This is a genomic window from Bifidobacterium apri (assembly GCF_009299485.1).
GTDB classification, from domain to species: Bacteria; Actinomycetota; Actinomycetes; order Actinomycetales; family Bifidobacteriaceae; genus Bifidobacterium; species Bifidobacterium apri.
In genome coordinates, this window is sequence record NZ_WBSO01000008.1 from 1 (window position 1) to 20,567 (window position 20,567).

The 20,567-nt window shown below is 50.4% G+C and carries 15 protein-coding genes; 11 read left to right on the forward strand and 4 right to left on the reverse strand.

Annotation, left to right across the window (positions count from 1 at the left end):
- Positions 1–30 precede the first annotated feature (30 nt).
- A complete protein-coding gene (locus DSM100238_RS06075; protein WP_152355800.1) occupies positions 31–1,248 on the forward strand; it encodes an Nramp family divalent metal transporter in 1,218 nt (405 codons plus the stop codon).
- A gap of 419 nt (positions 1,249–1,667) precedes the next feature.
- Here the strand turns inward: DSM100238_RS06075 and DSM100238_RS06080 are convergent, their stop codons facing one another.
- Both DSM100238_RS06080 and DSM100238_RS06085 read right to left on the reverse strand, forming a co-directional pair.
- Positions 1,668–3,443: an MDR family MFS transporter gene (locus tag DSM100238_RS06080; RefSeq protein WP_205730699.1), complete on the reverse strand. Its 1,776-nt coding sequence runs from the start codon at positions 3,441–3,443 to the stop codon at positions 1,668–1,670.
- Between the two features lie 500 nt (positions 3,444–3,943).
- On the reverse strand, positions 3,944–5,671 hold the full coding sequence (locus DSM100238_RS06085) for a sugar transferase (RefSeq protein ID WP_152355801.1): 1,728 nt from the start codon (positions 5,669–5,671) through the stop codon (positions 3,944–3,946).
- Between the two features lie 418 nt (positions 5,672–6,089).
- On the opposite strand from DSM100238_RS06085, the gene DSM100238_RS06090 reads away from it, so the two are divergent.
- From DSM100238_RS06090 to DSM100238_RS06135, 10 genes are all read left to right on the forward strand, one after another.
- Entirely contained in the window at positions 6,090–6,698 is a 609-nt protein-coding gene (locus DSM100238_RS06090; protein ID WP_152355802.1) for an arsenate reductase/protein-tyrosine-phosphatase family protein, read from the forward strand.
- Between the two features lie 282 nt (positions 6,699–6,980).
- Entirely contained in the window at positions 6,981–8,078 is a 1,098-nt protein-coding gene (locus DSM100238_RS06095; RefSeq protein ID WP_152355803.1) for an endonuclease/exonuclease/phosphatase family protein, read from the forward strand.
- Between the two features lie 420 nt (positions 8,079–8,498).
- Positions 8,499–11,351, forward strand: coding sequence for a starch-binding protein (locus DSM100238_RS06100; RefSeq protein ID WP_240812382.1), 2,853 nt, complete (start codon positions 8,499–8,501; stop codon positions 11,349–11,351).
- Between the two features lie 200 nt (positions 11,352–11,551).
- On the forward strand, positions 11,552–12,505 hold the full coding sequence (locus DSM100238_RS06105) for a glycosyltransferase family 2 protein (protein WP_338071669.1): 954 nt from the start codon (positions 11,552–11,554) through the stop codon (positions 12,503–12,505).
- Positions 12,495–13,268, forward strand: a complete 774-nt coding sequence (locus DSM100238_RS06110; protein WP_152355804.1) for a glycosyltransferase — start codon at positions 12,495–12,497, stop codon at positions 13,266–13,268. Before DSM100238_RS06105 ends, DSM100238_RS06110 begins: the two co-directional genes overlap by 11 nt.
- Before the next feature lie 11 nt (positions 13,269–13,279).
- Entirely contained in the window at positions 13,280–13,915 is a 636-nt protein-coding gene (locus tag DSM100238_RS09630; RefSeq protein ID WP_167511077.1) for a CatB-related O-acetyltransferase, read from the forward strand.
- A gap of 11 nt (positions 13,916–13,926) precedes the next feature.
- Positions 13,927–14,934: a glycosyltransferase family 2 protein gene (locus DSM100238_RS06120; protein WP_152355806.1), complete on the forward strand. Its 1,008-nt coding sequence runs from the start codon at positions 13,927–13,929 to the stop codon at positions 14,932–14,934.
- 42 nt (positions 14,935–14,976) lie between these two features.
- Positions 14,977–15,744 (forward strand): DUF4422 domain-containing protein, encoded by a 768-nt coding sequence (locus tag DSM100238_RS06125; RefSeq protein WP_167511075.1) that lies wholly within the window; start codon positions 14,977–14,979, stop codon positions 15,742–15,744.
- A 45-nt stretch (positions 15,745–15,789) separates the two neighbouring features.
- Positions 15,790–17,280 carry an oligosaccharide flippase family protein gene (locus tag DSM100238_RS06130; RefSeq protein ID WP_152355808.1) on the forward strand — a complete coding sequence of 497 codons (1,491 nt, stop codon included), beginning with the start codon at positions 15,790–15,792 and terminating at the stop codon, positions 17,278–17,280.
- Positions 17,281–17,307: 27 nt separating this feature from the next.
- Positions 17,308–18,492, forward strand: coding sequence for an oligosaccharide repeat unit polymerase (locus DSM100238_RS06135; protein ID WP_152355809.1), 1,185 nt, complete (start codon positions 17,308–17,310; stop codon positions 18,490–18,492).
- An 89-nt stretch (positions 18,493–18,581) separates the two neighbouring features.
- Here DSM100238_RS06135 and DSM100238_RS06140 read toward each other — a convergent pair whose 3' ends face one another.
- Together DSM100238_RS06140 and DSM100238_RS06145 are read right to left on the reverse strand one after the other, a co-directional pair.
- A complete protein-coding gene (locus tag DSM100238_RS06140; RefSeq protein WP_167511076.1) occupies positions 18,582–19,106 on the reverse strand; it encodes a MurR/RpiR family transcriptional regulator in 525 nt (174 codons plus the stop codon).
- Positions 19,107–19,260: 154 nt separating this feature from the next.
- A complete protein-coding gene (locus DSM100238_RS06145; protein ID WP_152355811.1) occupies positions 19,261–20,478 on the reverse strand; it encodes a hypothetical protein in 1,218 nt (405 codons plus the stop codon).
- Positions 20,479–20,567: the final 89 nt, after the last annotated feature.

Genomic DNA, 20,567 nt, shown 5'->3' on the forward strand with positions numbered 1-20,567 from the left:
CCACCCTGGTGTGCTGCGGCGTCGTCAGATGTGTCTAAGCGACCGGCGCTCGCCTCAATCCTCGGCCCCGCTTTCGTCGCGGCGGTCGCTTACGTCGACCCCGGCAATGTGGCGGCGAACATCACATCGGGCGCCCGATACGGCTATCTGCTGGTGTGGGTGCTGGTGCTGGCGAATCTGATGAGCGTACTGATCCAGTATCAAAGCGCGAAACTCGGCATTGTGACAGGCAAATCGTTGCCGCAGATCTTGGGGGAGCGGATGAGCGATGCCGGCAGGTACATGTTCTTCATGCAGGCCGAGGTGATTGCGATTGCGACGGATCTTGCCGAGGTCATCGGCGGGGCGATCGCGCTGAGGTTGTTGTTCGGTCTGCCATTGTTCTGGGGCGGCTGCGTTATCGGCGCGGTGTCAACGGTGCTGTTGTGGTTCCAAGGTGGCCGCACGCATCGCGTGTTTGAGAAGATCGTTATCGCGATGCTGATGGTGATTACGTTTGGGTTCATTGCCGGGTTGTTTGTCGATCCGCCGAATGGCGGCGATGTGCTTGCCGGTTTGGTTCCGCGGTTCCGTGGTGCGGATTCTGTGTTGATGGCATCGTCGATTCTGGGTGCGACGGTTATGCCGCACGCGATTTATTTGCATTCCACGCTGGTGAATGACCATTATGCTCCCGGTGAGGAGAAGCCGGATACCAAGCAGTTGCTGCGTGGATCGAAGATTGATGTGGTGTGGGCGCTCGCATTGGCGGGCACGGTAAACCTTGCGCTGCTCGTGCTGGCTGCGAACTCGCTGTATGGCATGAAGGGAACGGACACCATCGAAGGTGCGCAGCATGCGATCGAGCTGGCGCTTGGCCCTGCGGTTGGAACGATTTTCTCGATTGGCTTGCTTGCTTCGTCATTGTCTTCCACGTCGGTGGGCACGTATGCCGGTTCGGAGATTATGCGCGGATTGTTGCATATTCATGCGCCGATGTGGGCATGTCGTGTGGTGACGTTGGTTCCGGCGCTGGTGGTGCTGTGGTTTTCTGCGAATCCGACGTACGCGTTGGTGATTGGCCAAGTGGTGTTGTCGATTGGTATTCCATTCGCGATTATCCCGTTGATGCGCTATACGCGTGACCGGGAGTTGATGGGGGAATATCGTGACGGCATGGTCAAGCATGTGGTGTTTTTGCTGGTTGCCGTGCTGATTATCGCGTTGAACGTGGTGCTGGTCTATCTCACGATGACTGGTCAGAACTGAGACAAGCGTGCCCGCCCGATATCGGCTGTTTTGAGGGAATCGACTGGTTCGCGAGTCTTGATGCGGCTCGGTATGGCAGCTTCAAGAGGCCAGAGCACTCCAGAGCGATTTCGTGCCTGTGCCGGTAGCTGGTATTTCCGGTATTCGAGATTCAGCGGATGCGTATCTCGCATATCTGTAGTACTTCGCGGAACGTATCTTCGCTATCTGTGTGCATAATCGTTCGTATCGCGAGTATGGGCCGCGGAAAAACAACAGTGCTATTGCAGGTATCGGATGCCAACGAACACAGATAAGCGAGATACCTTGCGGGAAGTACTACAGATACCGTAGATAGCAGACGAAACATGCTGGTATCTCGTTGTATCACATGGGCGTCGAGAGTATGACTCCAGCCTGGCCGCTGCGCCGTCGTCGGCTCAATCCCCGGCGCCGCCGTGCAGCCGCATCCGGTTGATTGCGTACTGTGCCGCTTCCCTTGCCGATCCGGCGCCTTGGCCGTGCACGCCGAACATGACGAGCAGCAGCTGCGCGAATACAAAGCAGGCGCTGATGCGCAGCGTCCATTTCACGCCGTCGATGTTGGCGAGTGTCGCGTTCAGCCCGCCGGCCTGGAACACACGTGTCAGGGTTTCCATGGTGATGACCATCACGGGCGCGCCGATTGCGCCGGCGATTTGCCGTACCGTGTTGGTGACGGCCGACCCGGCGGATACCTCTTGTCTTGCCAGGCAGTTGAGTGACCATGTGGTGACGGGCATGAGTACGAGCCCCATGCCGATTTGGCGGGTGAATTGTGAGATGGACACCCACCAAATCCACGTATCGGTGCCGATCATGCTCATCATGATGGTGCCGATGAGCAGTGTTGCCGATCCAACGAGCGCGACGGGCCGTGCTCCGAAGCGGTCAAGCAGCCTGCCTCCGCAGAATTGTGCAATGCACTGGCCGATAGCGCCTGGCAGCATGATCAAGCCGCTCATGGTTGCGCTGTATCCGCGGTCGTTCTGGATATACAGCGGAATAATCACCATGATCGAACTGAATGCGAAGAAGCTGAGTGCGGCGCAGATGGTGCCTACGGTGAAACTTGTGTTGCGCAGTACACCGAGGTCGAGCAGTGCAGGCCGCGGTGCGGAGGAGGGGTGGGGCACCTGTTTCGATTTGCTTGACGTCGCTGGGGCGGTTGTCCCCCTGTTCGAGCGCTTTGCAGCCTCTTGGGCCGGTGTAGCCGTTCCGCCGCCTGTTGCCGTATGTTCGGCAGTTGTGCCGGCAGTCGTTTCCACAACCGCACCTGTTTCCGATGCCGGAACCGCCGGAACCGCCGGAATAGGTGCGCCTTCAGCAGCATTATCCGCGCGTTCCCATGCCCGATATGCGGCAGCCATGTGAATTTGCCGCATGACGAACCAGATGATGCCGGCTATGCCGATCACTATTGGCAGCCAGACGAGTGGATGCGTGAACGCGTGGGCTTCGATATTGGTGAAGCCGAACATCAGCCCGCCGAACCCGAAAATGGAGAGGCTCACGGAGAAGAAGTCCGCTTTCGTATTGCGGTCGGTGGCTCCGAAGTTGTGTAATCCGAAGAAGGCGAGCAGCACCGAGGCCACGCCGATGACTGTCAGCGTCATGAAAATCGAACGCCACCCGTTCGCATCGGTCTGCCACCCGCCGATAACTGGTCCGATGGCGGGCGCGACGCTCATCGCCATACCGACGGTTCCCATGGCGAATCCGCGGCGGGAAAGCGGGTAGATGGAGAATACGGTAATCTGCAGAACCGGCCACATGACGCCGGTACCGATGGCTTCGAGGATTCGTCCGAGGAGCACGATGACGAATGTCGGTCCGAGCCAGGCGAGTACTGAACCGATCGTGAATACGATCATGGAGGTGATGACGATCTGCCGCGTGGTGAACCGTCGTGTGAGGTATGCGGTGAGCGGCACCATAACGCCCATAACCAGTTGGAACACGGAGGTAAGCCACTGTCCGGTGGTGACGCTGATGTGGAAATCCTCCACGATGGTAGGCAGTGCGGAGCTGAGTTGAAGCTGGGTGAAATTGCCGACGAAGGTGATGAAAGTGAGGATGATGAGCGAGATGAGTGCGGTTCTGCTCAGATGCCCGTCCACGTATGCTTCTGCGGAGTTGAGCGGTTTGTCCACGTCTTTGCCGATTTTCTTGCCGATTCGTTTGGCGCGGATTCGCTGGTTCGTTGGCTTGCTGTCCTGTTCGCCGTTTTCGGCGCAGTTGCGCTGACCGGTTCGTTCTCCGCCGACTTGATTCGTCGCATTGCACTCCGCGTCCTGATCCGCCACGTTCCAGCTGCCGTTGTTTTCTTCAGCCGAGTCCCGGCTGTCCACGGATTGCCGCCTGTCGTCGTCTCTCCTGCTCACTGCCTCACCTGTTTCGCCAGTCCATCGCCACGTCATGCGGCGCCGTTCCCGGGTGACGCCGCTTGTGCTGTCTGATTGCTCTTGGAACTATTCATGATAGTCGGGTCGCCGCACAAACATCAGTGGGCGGCTGCCCGAGCCTTATGCCCGAGCAGCCGCCCACTGGAAGCGATGGCGGAATGCCGTGATGCGTCCCCTTCCCGGCGCGTCAAGACTCCCGCAAGAGTGTGATGGAATCGAACCGGTTTGCCGAGATTTCAGCTATACGACAGCTTCGATTCCGATTGACTGAATCAGTAAGATCCCGTGCCCTTCAAGACTGCCGACACCGTCTTGAACAGTATCGCGATGTCGCCGGTAAGCGACCAGTTCTCGACGTAGGAGACATCAAGACGCTCGGATTCTTCTTGGTTCAGATCGCTGCGTCCCGAAACCTGCCATGGCCCGGTGATGCCGGGCTTGACGAGCAGACGGGTGGAGTACAGCGCGTTGTATTCGTCGACCTCATACTGCTGTTGCGGTCGTGGTCCAACCAAGCTCATATCACCTTTGAAAACATTGAAGAATTGTGGGAATTCGTCCAATGATGTCTTGCGGATGAAATGGCCGAATTTGGTGATACGTGGGTCATCCTTTGGCTTGAACAGGATGCCGTGTTCAGCGCCCATCTCCTGGGCAAGTTTCTTGTCTTCCTTGTCCGCGTTGACGCGCATGGACCGGAATTTGTAAAGCGTGAACGGTTTGCCGTACAGGCCGATGCGTTGCTGCGTGTAAATCGCAGGGCCGCCGTCCTCGTGATGTACGCGGAATGCCACATATGCCATGATTGGCGAGCTGATGATGATGGCAACCGCCGAAAGAATGATGTCGAAGACACGCTTGAGAATCCTGGTTTTCAGGCTGTATTGTGGCAGATATGCGGTCAGCACTGGCAAAGATGTCTCATTACGCATATTGAGAGTTGCACAGCCGATATCCGCGACTTTCGTGGTCAAGGCAAGCTCGATACCCATGGATTCTACTGCCAGTGAGAGTGTGCGCATGGTTTCCGAATCGCGGGTGAGTACATCGCTGATGAGTACGGTCTGTGCATTGAGTTGTTTCGCAGCTTGTGGCAGATGGGAGTTGAGCGGTAGCACCTTGAGTTGCCGCTCGAAGTCGGTTTGTGCTTCGAATGGCACGGAAATGAGATGCTGAGGTGAGTCTGCACCGGTGGTTTTGCTGATAGCTGCGACGGGGCAGACTGCGATGGGCTCGTAACCGAGGGAGTTGTTCCTTCCGAGGTTGGCGATGGTTTCGCGAATCCCGTCAGGGGAGGCGACAATGACGGTCGGATAGTTGTACTCGCCGTTCCTTCGGTTGCGGTGGAGTGATCGGCGCATCAGCCAGCGTTCGATGATTAACAGCAGTAACGTGACAATCGGCACCAGGAAGGTGAAGGTGCGGGGGATACCCAGTTTAAAGATGTACGTTGCGGTGCACAGCATGACGAAATTCAGCAGCTGGGCGTTGATGAGCTTGGTGTACAGTTCGTAGCCTTCGCCCATGGTGTGTCGCTCGTAGCTCTTGCACAGGTACAGGCAGATTAGGTTTGAGACGCACACAATCGCAAGGAATCCGACGATCCCGTCGATTGGCTCGTGGCTGGCAAGCAGCGAGTGGTATGCGTCGCGGTTGAACAGGAATACCAAGCAGCATGCAAGCAGCACCATTACGGTGTCGAGCACGACAAGTGTTGCGTTGTACACGTACCGCCAACGGGGAATCGTATACCCTAGTGGTGGATGGGAGTTGCCGGTGCGATGTAGAACGCCTTGATCGTCGGGTGTGAAATAGGATCCATCGAAGAACGATGTTTCGGCGTTTCGATTGGATGACTCGCTCCTGATGGTCTGTTTTCGGTAGTCGGCAGTGGACGCGGCTGTACGATGCTTGTCTTTCGTGACCGGAGGCGCGGGAATGTCCTGCTCTCGTCGGTCATGGGACTGCGTGGTTGTTGTAGAGCCTTCCCGAACTGGCATCTTCTGTCGTCTCCTGTTCTCAAGTGTCTTGTTATGCCTCCCCCCCCCCCCTATCCATGCTTAAGATGACATGAACCGGTTCGTTATCGATGGGCCAAACCGGTTTGCGGGGCAAACGGCATGTTCTGCGGTCGAGTATACCCTGACCCTGAACGAGAATTGGGGAAGCTCTGCATGTTTGCGATATCAATCCAACACATTCCTCTGCAATGTTGTTTCATCCATCGTGAAAAGTGTTTCAAAATGCGTTGCAGACCATAATCCCAGCCTTTGGGAGCCAGACGATATTTCGCACTCCTCGAATCCAGCTGTGATATAGCCCTTGCGGGAAACTGTGCAAAGACGTGTCGCCCCGGTAGAATGGTGGCTTATAGGTCTTCCCCCAAGAAGACCCTTAGCCGCGTAAAGGATAGGTCGTATGCAGATTGTGTTCGTGTGCACCGGTAATATTTGCCGCTCGCCCATGGGCGAGTTGCTGTTGTCCCGCTACCTTTCCGGCACGTCCATCACGGTGAGCAGCGCCGGCACCAAGGGCTTGCCCATGCATCCCATCGATCCGTCGAGCGCCCGGCTCATGTCCAGCATTGGCATTGATTCCAGTGGCTTCCGTTCGCGGCGTCTGACCAGACAAATCGCGCAGGAGGCCGATTTGATTCTTTGTTTCGAGGCGGTTCAGCGCAAAGATATTGTCACCGTCGCCCCCACGGCCGTCCGTTACACGTTCGTGCTTACGGAATTCGCCGCGCTGTGCCAATATTGCGCGGAACACGGCATGGTGCAAGGTCGCACCATCCAAGAGCGGTTGGAATCGGTGATTCATCTGGCGCCGATGGTCCGCCCGATGCTTCCGTCGTCCAAAGATATCGAAGATCCGCATGGTAAGGAATTCGACAAGTTCCGTCTTGCGGCGAACCAAACCAATGCTGCGTTGCGCACGATTCTTACCAGCATGCGCAAACATTACGGCGTCGGGGCTGCCCCACAGCGTACGCAGATTATGTGGCAGGGGCTTGCTGCAACCGTCTGAAACGGATTGCCGCTTGTGCTTGTCAGTGCCTCGGTCGGGCTACGCGTATTGGCGGCGGCAGTACATTTGGTCGGCACTTGGGTTTGCTTCATGGCAGAACGTCGTTTCGTGAGACTTCTGTAACATCGTCTGTCGTGTGTGCCGTTGGTGCACTAAGGTGGTCGCATGCCGCTTCCGGGGAGTTCGCGGCAGAACAGCGCAGCGATTACGCAGAAAACAGTGCGGAGTTGTGCGGGGAATTTCGCGTTTGCGGAATCGCCGAATCAGGAAACGAGGTATGGCATGGGTGATGTCCAGCAGCTGTATGACCAGGTCGATACTGATCAGGATTTGTACAGCGATTGGCAGCGTGAGGATTCCCTGCGCGCACGCCCGTTTTTCGCTTTCCTGTGGCTGGTCACGCTTGGGGTACTTGGCGTGATGGTCTTGCGGATGACTCCCAACGGATTGGACGGCAAGAAGTACATTCCGGTGGTCGTCGCGTTCGTTCCGTGGATGGCCGGCATTTCAGTCATCGCGTTGTTGTGCGCGCTGATCGGTCGGCGCCGGGCGCTTGCCGTGGTGTGCACGCTGTGTTTGCTGACCCAGCTGTGCTGGCATTGGGGGTATGTGTGGACGTCGGATGAGCGCACCCATGAGCTGCCGGCGGTATCAAGCCTTACAGGGAGTACCACGGACCGGTATGCGCGTGTGATGACCTTGAACACCAAGAATGGTCTCGCAGATGCGCAACAGATTGTGCGCGCGGTACGCGAGGAGCACGTTGAAGTGCTGACGTTGCAAGAGGCGAATGCCGGCTTGTTGCAGCGTTTGGCTGCCGCCGGGCTGGGTAATCTGCTGCCGTACTCGGTGGTGGCCCCGCCGAGCGGCCACGATAATGGCGGTGTGAATGTGTTGTACACCGCCGCCCAACCGGTGAGCACCACGACCAATTTGATTGCCATTGAAGCGTCCAGCGTTCCTTCGGCGTGCGTGCGCATGGCGTCGAGGACGGTGTGTTTCGGCAGCGTGCACCCGTTTTCTCCGCGCCCGAGGAATCAGGGGCTGTGGAACAGCGGTCTTGACAGTATTGCGAAGCTGCAGTCGAACGCCCGGCTGTTCGTGCTGATGGGTGATTTCAACTCCACGTGGGATCATGCGAGTTTCCGTTTCCTGCTGGGCGACCGCTTTGTTGATGCCGGTGAGCAGAATGGTTCATGGTTCCATATGACATATCCGTCGAATATCACTTTGTTCGGTGGCCGACTCAAGGTGCCTTCGTTGGTTGAGATTGACCATATTGTGCATGATCGCAGTGTTGTGGTGGGGGATTTGGAAACGGTGACGATTGCCGGCTCCGACCACAAGGCCTTGCTTGGCACGCTTGATGTTGAGCAGTAAACAGGGGAGAACGAGACATTTCAATGCAAACGTTGCATTCCTGTATTCTCAAGTAATTTGCGAATATGCATGAAACGAATATGTCATGTATGCAACAGCAATGGTGCATGTTGCATACATGACACAGCTATTTGCAGCACCGCCATGTCATGTTTCATGCAGGTCGTTCAACACGCCCGGCGTGTCGAAATCACTTTGGCAACACATTCGTCGTCAGTGTTGCGAACGGCGAGAAGCGTCAGATGCTTGCTGATGCAACTGTTTTCAGGCAAGCAACCATAGTTTCTGTAAGCGATTTCAGGCTTGTGCTCAGCATAGACTGAGACTGGTGCCAGACAACAGTGTCCGGCACTATTACAACATCAAAACCGCGGCATTCCATCGAGGCAATGCCCGGCTTCATCGAGTCAAGGAGGCTCAATGAGTACTAGTCGATGGTCGACTGCACTCTCATCCGATGCCATGGAAACACGGCATCACCACAACGCGCCGCATTCCATGGCGCGTGTCATTGTAGCTGGCGTAACCGCATGCGCAATGCTGTTCGCGAGCTTCTCCATCGTCGGCACGCACACGGCGCTCGCCGCCGGAACCGGCCGAGACAGCTATGCCGCCACGCTGGGCAATGCGGATTTCGAAGCCGCACGCACCAAGTACGGCTTGACCAAAGATATGAAGAACGGCGCAATCCTCCACGCATGGATGTGGTCGTTCAACACCATCAAGAACAACATGAAAGCGATTGCTGAGGCCGGTTACACGTCGGTGCAGACCGAGCCGATGAGCGCTATCAAGACGAACCCGGCCAACGGCAAGAAATTCGGGGAGAACTGGTATTACGTGTACCAGCCGACTGATACGACCATCGGCAATTTCGTGGTGGGATCCGAGCAGGATCTCAAGGATATGTGCGCTGAAGCCCATAAGTATGGCGTGCGCATCATCGTCGATATCGTCGCGAACCATTTCTCGTCCGACTGGAACGCGATCGGCAGCAGCTGGAAAGACACGAGCCTGTTCCACTCGCGCACCAACTGCCCGGGCAATGCGGGCGACCAGATCAACTACAGCAACCGTTGGCAGGTGACGCACTGCCATCTGCTCGGCTTGTGGGATATCAACACCGAGAACCAGACCGCCGCCAACAAGATGAAGGACTTCCTCGTGCAGGCGGTCAACGATGGTGTGGACGGTTTCCGCTTCGATGCAGCCAAGCACGTTGAGCTTCCTGACGAGTTCTCGCAGCATTCCGTGTATTGGCAGACGATTTTGAACAATGGAGCCCAGTATCAGTATGGTGAAGTGCTCCAAGGCGACAGCAGCCTGAGCTATACGGGTTACACCAACATGTTCACCCAGTATTCCTCCGATGGTGGTGGCGCTACGGCTTCCGACTACGGCAAGACCGTGCGTTCGGCCATCAAGAGCGGCAGCTTGAACGCAGGGAATCTGACGAGCCTGCGTAACGGCGGCGCGAAGGACGATCAGCTGGTCACTTGGGTTGAATCGCATGATAATTATGCGAACAGCGACAAGGAATCCACCTATCTCAACGATTACCAGCTGCGCATGGGCTGGGCTATCGTCGGTTCCCGTGCCGGCGGCGCCCCGCTGTACTTCAACCGTCCGGTCGGTTCCGGCGGCAATAACGCGCAGTTTGCCGAGAAGTCCCAGCTTGGCGATGCCGGCGACAACATGTGGAAAGACAAAGCCGTGGTCGCGGTCAACCACTTCCGCAACAAGATGAACGGCAACAGCGAGTACCTGCGCAACTGCCAGGGCCAGAACTCCTGCCTCATGATTGAGCGTTACGCCAAGGACGGCAAGGCCGATGACGATGGTGTGGTGATCGCCAACATGGGCGGTGACGTCAACCTCGCCGGTTCGAGCACCACGCTTGACAATGGCACTTACACCGACCAGGTCAACGGCGGCACCATCACCGTTTCCGGCGGCAAGATCACCGCTGGTACGGCGAAAGCCTATGCGGTCAGTGCTTTCTATCAGACGAACGGTTCGGGGAGCGGTTCCGGCACTGGCGGGTCCAGCACGGGTGGCTCCAATACGGGCGGTTCCGGGCAAACCACTGGCACGAACGTGGTGTACGCGACCAAGCCTTCGTGGTGGAACGCCATCAACGCATACATCTACAAGGATGATGGTTCCGTGTCCGCAGCCTCCAACGCATCTTGGCCGGGCGTCGCCATGACCCTGCTCACCGCGGATGACGGTTGCGCGAAAGCCGGAACATACCGTGTGGAAGTGCCCGACCTGGGCGACGGCACCTATCGTGTGATTTTCTCGGATAACGGGAGCTCCAGCAACCGGTATCCTGCGGATATGGTCGCCGGCATGGCATTCACACGAGGAGCGGCAGTGCAATGGAATGGGCAATCCACGTCACTGGAAACCGTGCAATGCAGCATTCCGGCCACCAAGGTGACCATCAGCGGTGACGGCGTGACTGACGGCAAGCTCAGTCTGAGCACCGGAGCGACTGCACAGCTGACTGCCACTGTCACGCCGAGCACGGCAACCGGTACGGTCACTTGGGCTTCGTCCAGTCCATTGATTGCCACGGTGGGTACCAACGGCCGTGTTTCGGCGCTCAAAGCCGGTACTACGACCATTACCGCGAGCGTTGGTAATGTCACCGCGAGTGTCGACGTGACCGTGACCGCAAACCAGTCCGGCAGCGAAACCAAGAACGTGGTGTACGCGTCAAAGCCGAGCGGCTGGAACGCGTTGTATGCCTACGTATACACCGGCGACGGCACCACAGCCAAGAGCAACGCAACATGGCCGGGCGTCGCCATGACCCAGCTGACCGCTGATGACGGTTGCGCGAAAGCCGGCATGTACCGGTACGAAGTCCCCGACCTGGGAACCGGCACCTACCGCGTGATCTTCAACGACGGCGGCTCCCAGCAAACCCCAGGAGCTCAGCAGGCAGGCATGGAACTGAAAGGAACCATGGCATGGACCGGGGGCTCCACGCTGAATACGCTGAGTTGCCAAACTGTACCGCTGGCGGATAACGGCATTACGGGTGATGGTGTGGCAGATGGCGCGCTCGCCATCACCGCCGGGCAGACCGTGCAACTTGGTGTGGACGGCAAGACCATGAGCATGCCCGATGCGAAGTGGTGGTCCGACGGGGCTGCGGTCGCTGTCACCGGAACCGGCCTGATCGTCGGCGTGACTGCCGGCACCAGCACCGTGAGCGTCACCATGGGTGATGCCACGTATCAGCTGGCAGTGACCGTGAAGTAGCCGGTCGGTAGCGGTTGGTGTGGTGCGTGGCTTGGGCTGCGCACCACACCAACTGGTTTTGAGAAGATACGGTAGTTGTAGCGTGGATACTCGTAGACGTTGCCCATTCAAGGCATGCGTTCATGGTTTTCTGTCTGTTCCGCATGGTTATATATCTCTAGTTGAATACCGGGCGTCGTCTGGTGAAGGGGTTGAGAAGGATGCAACAGCAGAAAACGGAGTATGCTGCCGTGCCGCATGAACCTGACTCTTCTACTGGTTCTATGAACGATTACAAGAGAGCACTAATATCAGTTGTTATTCCGACATTGAACGCGGGTGATGGAATTGTTCATCTTCTTGATGCACTGCAAGCGCAACGCAGAAAACCCGATGAGATTCTTGTGGTGGATTCGAGTTCGGATGACGGAACCGGTGAAAAGGTGACTCAGTATCGTGGAATCGAATTGTTGACGATTCCCCGTGAGGAGTTCAATCATGGTGCGACAAGGGATAAAGCGCTTCGGCACACTCACGGTGACTTCGTTCTGTTCCTGACGCAAGATGCCTTGCCAGAAGATGACCAATACATCGATTCCATGGTGCAAGCATTTGCTGATCCTGCCGTAGCAATGGTTTCCGGCCGACAGATTGCGCGTGACGATGCAAGACCTTTCGAGAGGCTTGTCAGAGAATACAATTACCCCGCCAAATCATATACACGAAGCCGTGAGGATATACCGCGGATGGGGATCAAGGCGTATTTCGCATCAGATGTTTGCTCCGCGTACAGGAGAAGCGCATACCTTCAAGTTGGGGGATTTGAGAGAGTGAGCACCAACGAGGATATGTTCATCGCCGCAGCTTTCTTGCACAATGATTGGAAGATTGCATATTGTGCAGAGGCCAGAGTGAAGCATTCCCACAATTTCACGTTGCGACAACAATATCGGCGGAATTTTGCCAGTGCTGTAGAGATGGAATTGCATAAAGATAGTTTAAGATCTGCAAATACCACGGCAGAAGGGGCAAGGCTTATGAGAAGTGTCGTCTCGCAACTATGGGACAGCAGACAATATGGCGAATCGATGGCGTTCGTAGTTGATTGTTGTGCGAGGATCTTGGGGAACAAAATGGGGACAGCGAAAGGGAGGAGGCTGGCAGATGAGGCTTGATGTGGTATTAGTTGTTTATAATCAATCGATAGATGACATAAAATCAATAAAAGAATTACAGCGTAGCAACTATATTCAGCGAATAATAATTTGTGACAATAGTGATAAACCAAATAACAATCATGAAGTCGCGAAGGAATATACCAAAATTTTATATCACTCAATGGGTGGCAACAAAGGGTTATCGGTTGCGTATAATGTTGCTGTAAAAGATTGCAAATCAGAGTATGTGCTGATTTTGGATGATGACACAACGTACACGAATGCGATACTCGGAGAAGTTGATCGGTTTGTGGAAAACAACGAGGCTGATGTATATCTGCCTGTCGTGATTAGTGGGAAAATAATCATGAGTCCTTGCAAGAGGGGCAAATATCGAATTTCAGCATTTCGGTCGACTGAGATGATTGAGCGACCGCTAAGTGCTATTAATTCGGGTATGATTGTAAAGACTGGAATTTACGAAATGATTCATTATCGAGAGGATTTATTCCTCGATATGATTGATCATGCATTTATGGATGACGTGCGTAAGAATAACTTCAGTGTTGCAATAATGGAAAATGTTGTAATACATCAAGACTATTCACGGGAAACCGATAGCATGTCAACTGCTAGAATCCGTTATGAGATATCTAAAAAGGACAATCGAGTGTTCTATAATTCTTCTATTGTCGCGAAGATTTTCTGCGAGATGCAGTTAATCTTTTGGAAATTCAAGGCTTCTAACAAATTTCATAGCTTGAGCCCTCTATTTTGGTGAGCGTGAAACCTATGTTGGAATGGATTAAAAAGAATATCAAGAATCTCATTTGGAAAATTAGAAACCGAAATAACGATACAACTATCGTAAATGGCTCCTTTCCTATTCAGAAGGTTACGGTAGGCGATTATAGCTATGGAAGACTTAAGGTTGTTGCGTTCGGCATGCCAAACGAGAGATTGGTTATTGGTAGATATTGCTCGATAGCTGACGATGTGGTGTTTCTTCTTGGCGGCGGCCATAGCCTTGATACGTTTTCGACTTTTCCGGTGTCTGCAAAGATATTTGGTGTGCCCAGTTCAATCTGTAAAGGTCCGATTGAAATTGAAGACGACGTGTGGATTGGCTATAGAGCGACAATCTTGTCGGGCGTGCATATCGGTAGAGGGGCTGTAGTCGCAGCAGGAGCCTTGGTAAATAAGGATGTGCCCGCATATTCAATAGTGGGTGGAGTTCCGGCACGTATAATCAGAAAGAGAATATCTGAGGAATTGATAACATCCGCCATTGAAGTTGACTATAGTAATATTACTCCGCAACTGATAAAGGCAAACCGAAAACTGTTCACAAATAGAGTTACCGATAAAGAACTACAGGAAATTAAAGTTCTTACGGTTAAAAATGCTAATTCCAACAAAATAGAATAAATGGAACTGTCATGAAAATAAGCGTTATATTGCCAATTTACAATCAGGAATTATACCTAGACAACATTTTTGACTCGTTGTTCAGCCAGACGTATGACGACTATGAAATAGTAGCGGTTAATGACGGTTCGACTGATTTGAGTAGGACAATACTGAAAAAATATGAAAAAGATGCAAGGGTGACAGTGGTCGATCAAGAAAATGCTGGTTCTTTGGCTGCAACTGCGACTGGCGTAAGTGTAGCGAGCGGTGAATATGTTTGCTTTGTGGATGCAGACGATATTGTCGGTAACAACTATCTACAGAATTTTGTCAATGAATTAGATCATGAATATGATTTCGTCGCAATGGGGTTTAGTTATCGATATGGCAATAAAGCAGTTGCGCATCCATTGGCTAATGACCGTGTATATACAAAATACGAACTAATGGAATTGTCAAAGAATTATATTGTCGACGATCATCTTCATTTGGATAACAAAATATTTATTGCTCGTTGGAATAAAATATATAAGCGACAAATGTTGTTGAGAATATTGGATGAATGGAAAAATCTACGTGGAATATGTTATGGTGATGATACTATCTTCACTTTTTTGATGTTGCAAAATTCTCAAAACGGGAAAGCTGTCATGGCTGTGAATGAGTATCAGTACGTACAGCATGAACAGTCAATGACACATACGCCAGATTTAACAAGTTATGCAGATGAGTGTAGGAATGTTTGTATTGTTTATCAGGGCTTATTGAAGAAATACAGAATGCCTCAAGACCAGGCATATCTTCTTTTTTATGCTTTGGTGAGCGGTGTGCTAAGCACTTCTGTCGAAACCTGTGCAGCTGATGCACCGCGTTTCTATCGCGAACTCGTTGCTATGCCATATTTCAATGATGCATTGCGAGTTGTTGATGCTTATTGCCATTCACGAAATGCCAATGTTTGGATGTTGCGGCATTCAGTACCCTACTGGGTATATCGAACGGCTAGACGATTCAAGGCATGGCTACATCAACAATGAGCTACAGTCGTTGGCAATAATAAATCTGATTGGGAGGATATTGTGACCATTTTTGTTGTTGCGCATAAGGATGTGCCGCGTTTATCGGAATTATCTACGCCATACCGTGCCCTTTTTGTGGGTGACAATAAGTATGCCTTGCATAACAAGTATCCGAATTCGGAGACTGATGATACAGGGGATAATATATCTGCCAAGAATCCATCATATTGCGAACTTACCGCATTATATTGGATATGGAAAAATTGTGATGATAGTTATAAAGGGATGGTGCATTATCGAAGATTTTTCCAAGAGGCATCATCTCCAGAATCGCCGCTATTGTCGGAATCAGATATCTTAGGAATATTAAACAAATATCAGTTGATTGTGCCTAAGAAATACCCGCTGATTACCACTGTTAAGAAACATTATGCATCACATCATCATGCAAGTGACTTTGAACTATTAGAAAAGGCAATCAGTGAAATTTGTCCGGACTACGTCGACGACTTTAATGAATGTGAAGGTTATCATTATTTCTATCCATATAATATGTTGATTGCAAATCGAAACACCTTTAACAATTATATTAATTGGATGTTTTCGGTACTGGGATATGTTGATGATAATAGAACAGAAGGCAATGACGAAGTGGGGTATCAATCAAGATGGGTTGGTTTCCTGTCTGAAAGATTGATGTCAGTCTGGTTGCATCATAATCGATATTCATTCTACGAATGTGATGTACCCTTACCTGAAATTAGTTTCAAACAAAAAGTGTCGATGCAATTGGGTGAGATGTGCCATAAATTAGCAGATTCAGACTGAAGGTAAAATCTCAATTGTAATCACCTCTTAAGGAGATAATGGCAGATGGAAAAACGCGTGAAATCGGTCAAGTTTAACGCCATCATGAATACCGCCTTAACTGCCTCCAATATGCTGGTAAGTTTAGTGACCATACCGTATGTCACGCGTGTTCTATCTGTATCTGGTTACGGTGATGTTGGCTTCGCACAGTCTGTGTCGATGTGGCTGTCTGCCTTTTGCCTGGTAGGAATACCCACATACGGAATTAGAGAGTGTGCACGTGTGCGAGATGATCCAGTTGCATTGGCGCAGATAGTGAGAGAGCTGCTGATTATTATTACTGTGTGTACGCTAGTAGTTCTTATTCCTTTTGGTTTCTGCATTGAATGGTTGCCACGTCTGAGGGCAATTAGCTCATTAATGTGGGTATTCTGGGTTGGTACATTATTGTTGTCCTATGGCGTGGAATGGTATTTTCAGGCTATTGAGGATTATGCGTATATAACTGTCCGTAGTGTTGCTTTTAAAATACTTTCTCTTATATTGATAATTTGTCTCGTAAGAGAAAGTGATGACTGGTTTATTTATGGATTAATACTGGCGCTGATCACTAGTGGAAATAATATCTTTAACATAGTGAGAATGTTCCATAATGTTCCAATGAGCGGTATTGGCGAAGTAAGAATCCGGAGACACATTAAGCCACTTGCTTCATATTCGGTATTGTCTATAGCATCGTCACTATACCTGTATTTTGACAGTGTTCTCCTTGGTATGTGTAGCATTGATAATACAGAGGTAGCATTTTATCAATTGGCGACCAAGGTCAAAGGCGTGTTGGCGCAGATATTAACTGCTATTATTAACGCATTAGTGCCTAGATTATCCTATTATGCAGTTAAAGATAGAAAACAGTACCGTCGATTGTTGGGCACGGGGATGTGGGTAACGGTGAATCTATGTATGGGCATAATGTGTTTTCTATTTGTATTCTCCGGTCCGCTCGTAATATTGATTTCTTCGAAAAAGTATGTTGGGGCGATTTTGCCTATGCAAATTATGGGTGGGGTCATATTATTTTCTGGATTAAATACATTTCTGGGATTTTGCGTTTTATGTCCACTGGGAGAAGAGAAAAAACTTGCTGCTGCAAATTTGCTTGGAGTACCAATCAGTGTGGGCTTGAATGTGTTATTTGATTCAAAGTTAGGTGCACTTGGAGCGGCTATTTCGGTATTCATTGCGGAAATTACGATTTTCTGTAGTCTATTGAAGTCAACATATCGGAAATTGAAAGATGTAAGTACTATATCTCAGTGTGTAAAGGTGATTCTCGCTCATATGGTATCTGTTGTGATGTCATTTGCTTTGGCAACTAAACTGAATGTTATCAATAGATATGAATATAATACAATATATTCATTAGAGATGTTGTTGGCAGGCTTCGTTTTTTACAGCCTATCATGGTTAATTATTTCATTGATTGCTAAAGAAAATACAGCATTATGGCTGAAAAGCCAGGTAATGAATAAGATTATTGTTGTAAAGCGATAGTGTCAGTAATATCAAAGAAGAGAAAAAATGAAATTTGAATATATATATGTTGCTACTTGGTGGGCAATGATAATATTGTACTCACTCCATTGGTCGGAGCTAAATCAGCCCTTGAGCTTTGGACTTTTGCTGTTCTTTTTGACATCAGGCGTTGTGGCGTTGGTGTCGGGGATTCTGAAAAAACCGGCACAGTTTGTAGGTCTTGAGATTAGTCATAAATCAATAATAACGACTTTGGTAATTTGTGTCGGATTTGCTGCTAGTTTTGTTGCTGCAGGTGGGTTGCCGATGACTATGCAATATTCCGGATATGATACTGATCTTGGTTTTGGACAACAGGAAACGCTTGGCATTCCTATGGTCACACCATTGGTGATTGGGTTTGCGATATTCTATTCTGGATATCTTGCTTATTTAATACTATCGCGCTCGAGTCATGACCGACTCTGGAAGCAATTGATCATTGAATATTCTGTAATAATATTAATGTTTATACTTAATGGAAGTCGTGGATATATTACATTCTCTATGCTTATATTCATATTTCTTTATATTTATAAGAATATGTCAACAATATCCCAATTGAAAGCAAAGCTGATACCAATCGCATTGTTGTCAATTGCTCTTATTGTATTCCTAATTAGTGTTTTAGGAAACATAAGATCGAACTGTGCTTGGAATGATTATTCTTATATAGAAACAATTGGAGTATATACCTCTTTGCCTTCTTATGTTCCAAAATGGGTTATGTGGACTTATACATATACTACTAGTTCTTTATCCAATTTGAACTATAATATCCTTATGGGCAATTCAGGTTCAGATATTATTGCGTTGTTTGAACTAATGCTTCCTGAATCTATTTCGAAACATATGACGCATGCTCTAAGTGTTAACCAGCCTATATATAATGTCGAATATTTAAATGCATCTACTGGGTTTGTTCAATTTTATAATGCTTTTGGATTTGCGGGTATATATATAGCATTCTTTGTACAATTCGCTATTTATAAGCTAACGCGGTATATTTTGAATAGATTAGGGGTTTTACAAAGTCTAGGTGAAGTTTTTCTTTGCTTCCTAACTCTTGTTAACATTTTCTACAGTTCATTATCTACTGTTGCTGTTTGTTATATACCAATATTTATAATAGTATTAGCCATATACTTAAGGCACGAGATATCCGTTTCTGATACTTTTTTGATTCATTGAAATAATTATTTCAATGAAAGTGATAATAAAATAGTTATCTTGGTAGATTCTATCGATGTCAATCCATTGAAGAATGCTTGTGCGGATATCTACTCCACGGTCTCCCCGCCGGTCAGCAACTCCCACTCGGTGAGATGTTCGTTCGCGGACGAGCCTATTTGCGTGTAAACGTCGCTGAGCAGGATTTCTATGATTGCTGTCGCCGTTGCCATGCCGCTCAATGGCAGGAAGCTGTCGGTGGATATGGGAAGGACTATGGACGCGTCCGTCTTGATCGGCGACAATTCGCCATCGGATATCAGGACTATGGTTGCGCCTTTCTGCTTGGCTACATGTGCGGCTCTGATGATGTTCTTCTGGTATCTGGCGAAATCGAATACCATGAACACTGATCGGCGGTTCATGTCCAGAAGGCATCCTTTGTCCTTCTGGTCCAGATCGTCAAGCAGCATGACGTTTGGTCGTAGCAGCTGCAAGTTCAATGCCAGGATTCTGGCGACCGCGGTGCTGAACCTGCCGCCGGCTACGTAGATGGTTCGCTTCTTGTCGGTGAAGCGTTTCTGTGTTGATTGTATTCGTGTACTCGGAGGGTGGGTATGTTTGTGGGTTGTCAAGCGGATGTGGCCCGTTTTGCGTGCTGTTTTGGGGTCATGTGAACGGTAGGAATTGGTTCATTTGAGTAGCAACGGATTCGCTGCATTCGCCTTGAAAGGTCATTCCGCATGGAGAAGCATGGGGGCATCGGCGCGAGTTGCCACAGATGCGATATCACTCGTGCGATTCGGACTGTTTGAGCTTCTCCTGGAACACCGTCCATTCACGAAGTCTGTTTGTGTCTTCAACTTGCTCGCATATTTTAATGCAGAAGGCTGCAAGTTCCGTCCTGATATTGTGAGTTTCCTGCAGTTTGCATTGTTGGCCGTCGATTTGCCAGATAAGTGCGGATTGATCGACGTTGTAATCTGCTCTGGTGCCATACATGTGCAAACGGTATTGGTCAGCGATGCGAAGCGCCGATTCGAAGTCCTGCAGCAGATAGTGGCAGCAGCATAAATTGTAGACGGATAGGCATGGCGTGTGAAACCCGCGTACGCGCGCCTTCTGGATGATTTCTGCTGCGTCCTCCGGTGAATCCGGAATCAGGCAAAAGCCTTGAGAATTCAGCGCGTCGGTGGATTCCGGGCGCTCAGATAGATAAAAATTAAATAGTGCGGCCGCTCCCCGGTAATCCTGTTTCCTGAGGTTCTGTTTGGCGGCATCGATGAGCTTGTTAATTTGAATATCGAGCGTGCGAGTTTTCTGTTGATAGACAGCGCGCTTGGCAATCTCCGAGTTCAGCTCATTGTTGTCAATGTTTATTGGCTCAAGCGCATTCTCGGAGAAAGAGTCTGTGTCTCCGCTATGGATATATCGATACTCTTTGTGCAGTGACTGGGTGGTCCATTTTGTTAAATCTGGAGATAGATATCGGTCGCAAAGCCATACGTAAGAAGCGACCACGGAATCATCTTCCGGGCTTTGAAGACTGAGGCTCTTCCACGTGGTAATGTCTGGTGGATTCAGATTGATCAGATCTTGGAAGTTTGTGGTGGAAGCCCAAATTTTGAAGGTTTGAAGATTCTCTCCCAAACGACTTACGAACTGGTGGGCATTGGTTTCAGACGTGAGCTCGCCAAACTGTAGGCATTCCCGCCATTGTGCCAGTTTGTCTTCGGCCATCAATTGGTTGCCTTGAGCACTCAATACTGGTGCCAATACTTGCAGCACAAGAACGTCAACCAAGCCGTAGCGAATGATGCCGTCCGTGATGCCGCGACTTTCCAGATTGTGCATCTCGGTCGTAATGCCAGTTGCTCGGCTCGCAGCATCCTTGGGGTTTGTGGGCACTGGGCAGAACAGCAATTTATACAATGCTTTGAGTATGTCGCTGCAGGTTCGGGCATGATTTGTGGCGTTGGGCTGTTCGCTCGTGATATCTTCTGTCATGATACCTCTGCTTGCAAGTCAGTGATACAATAGTGTATAAAATATAGCATAAGAATGTATGCACAGTAATATGAGCACATGGTATGAGA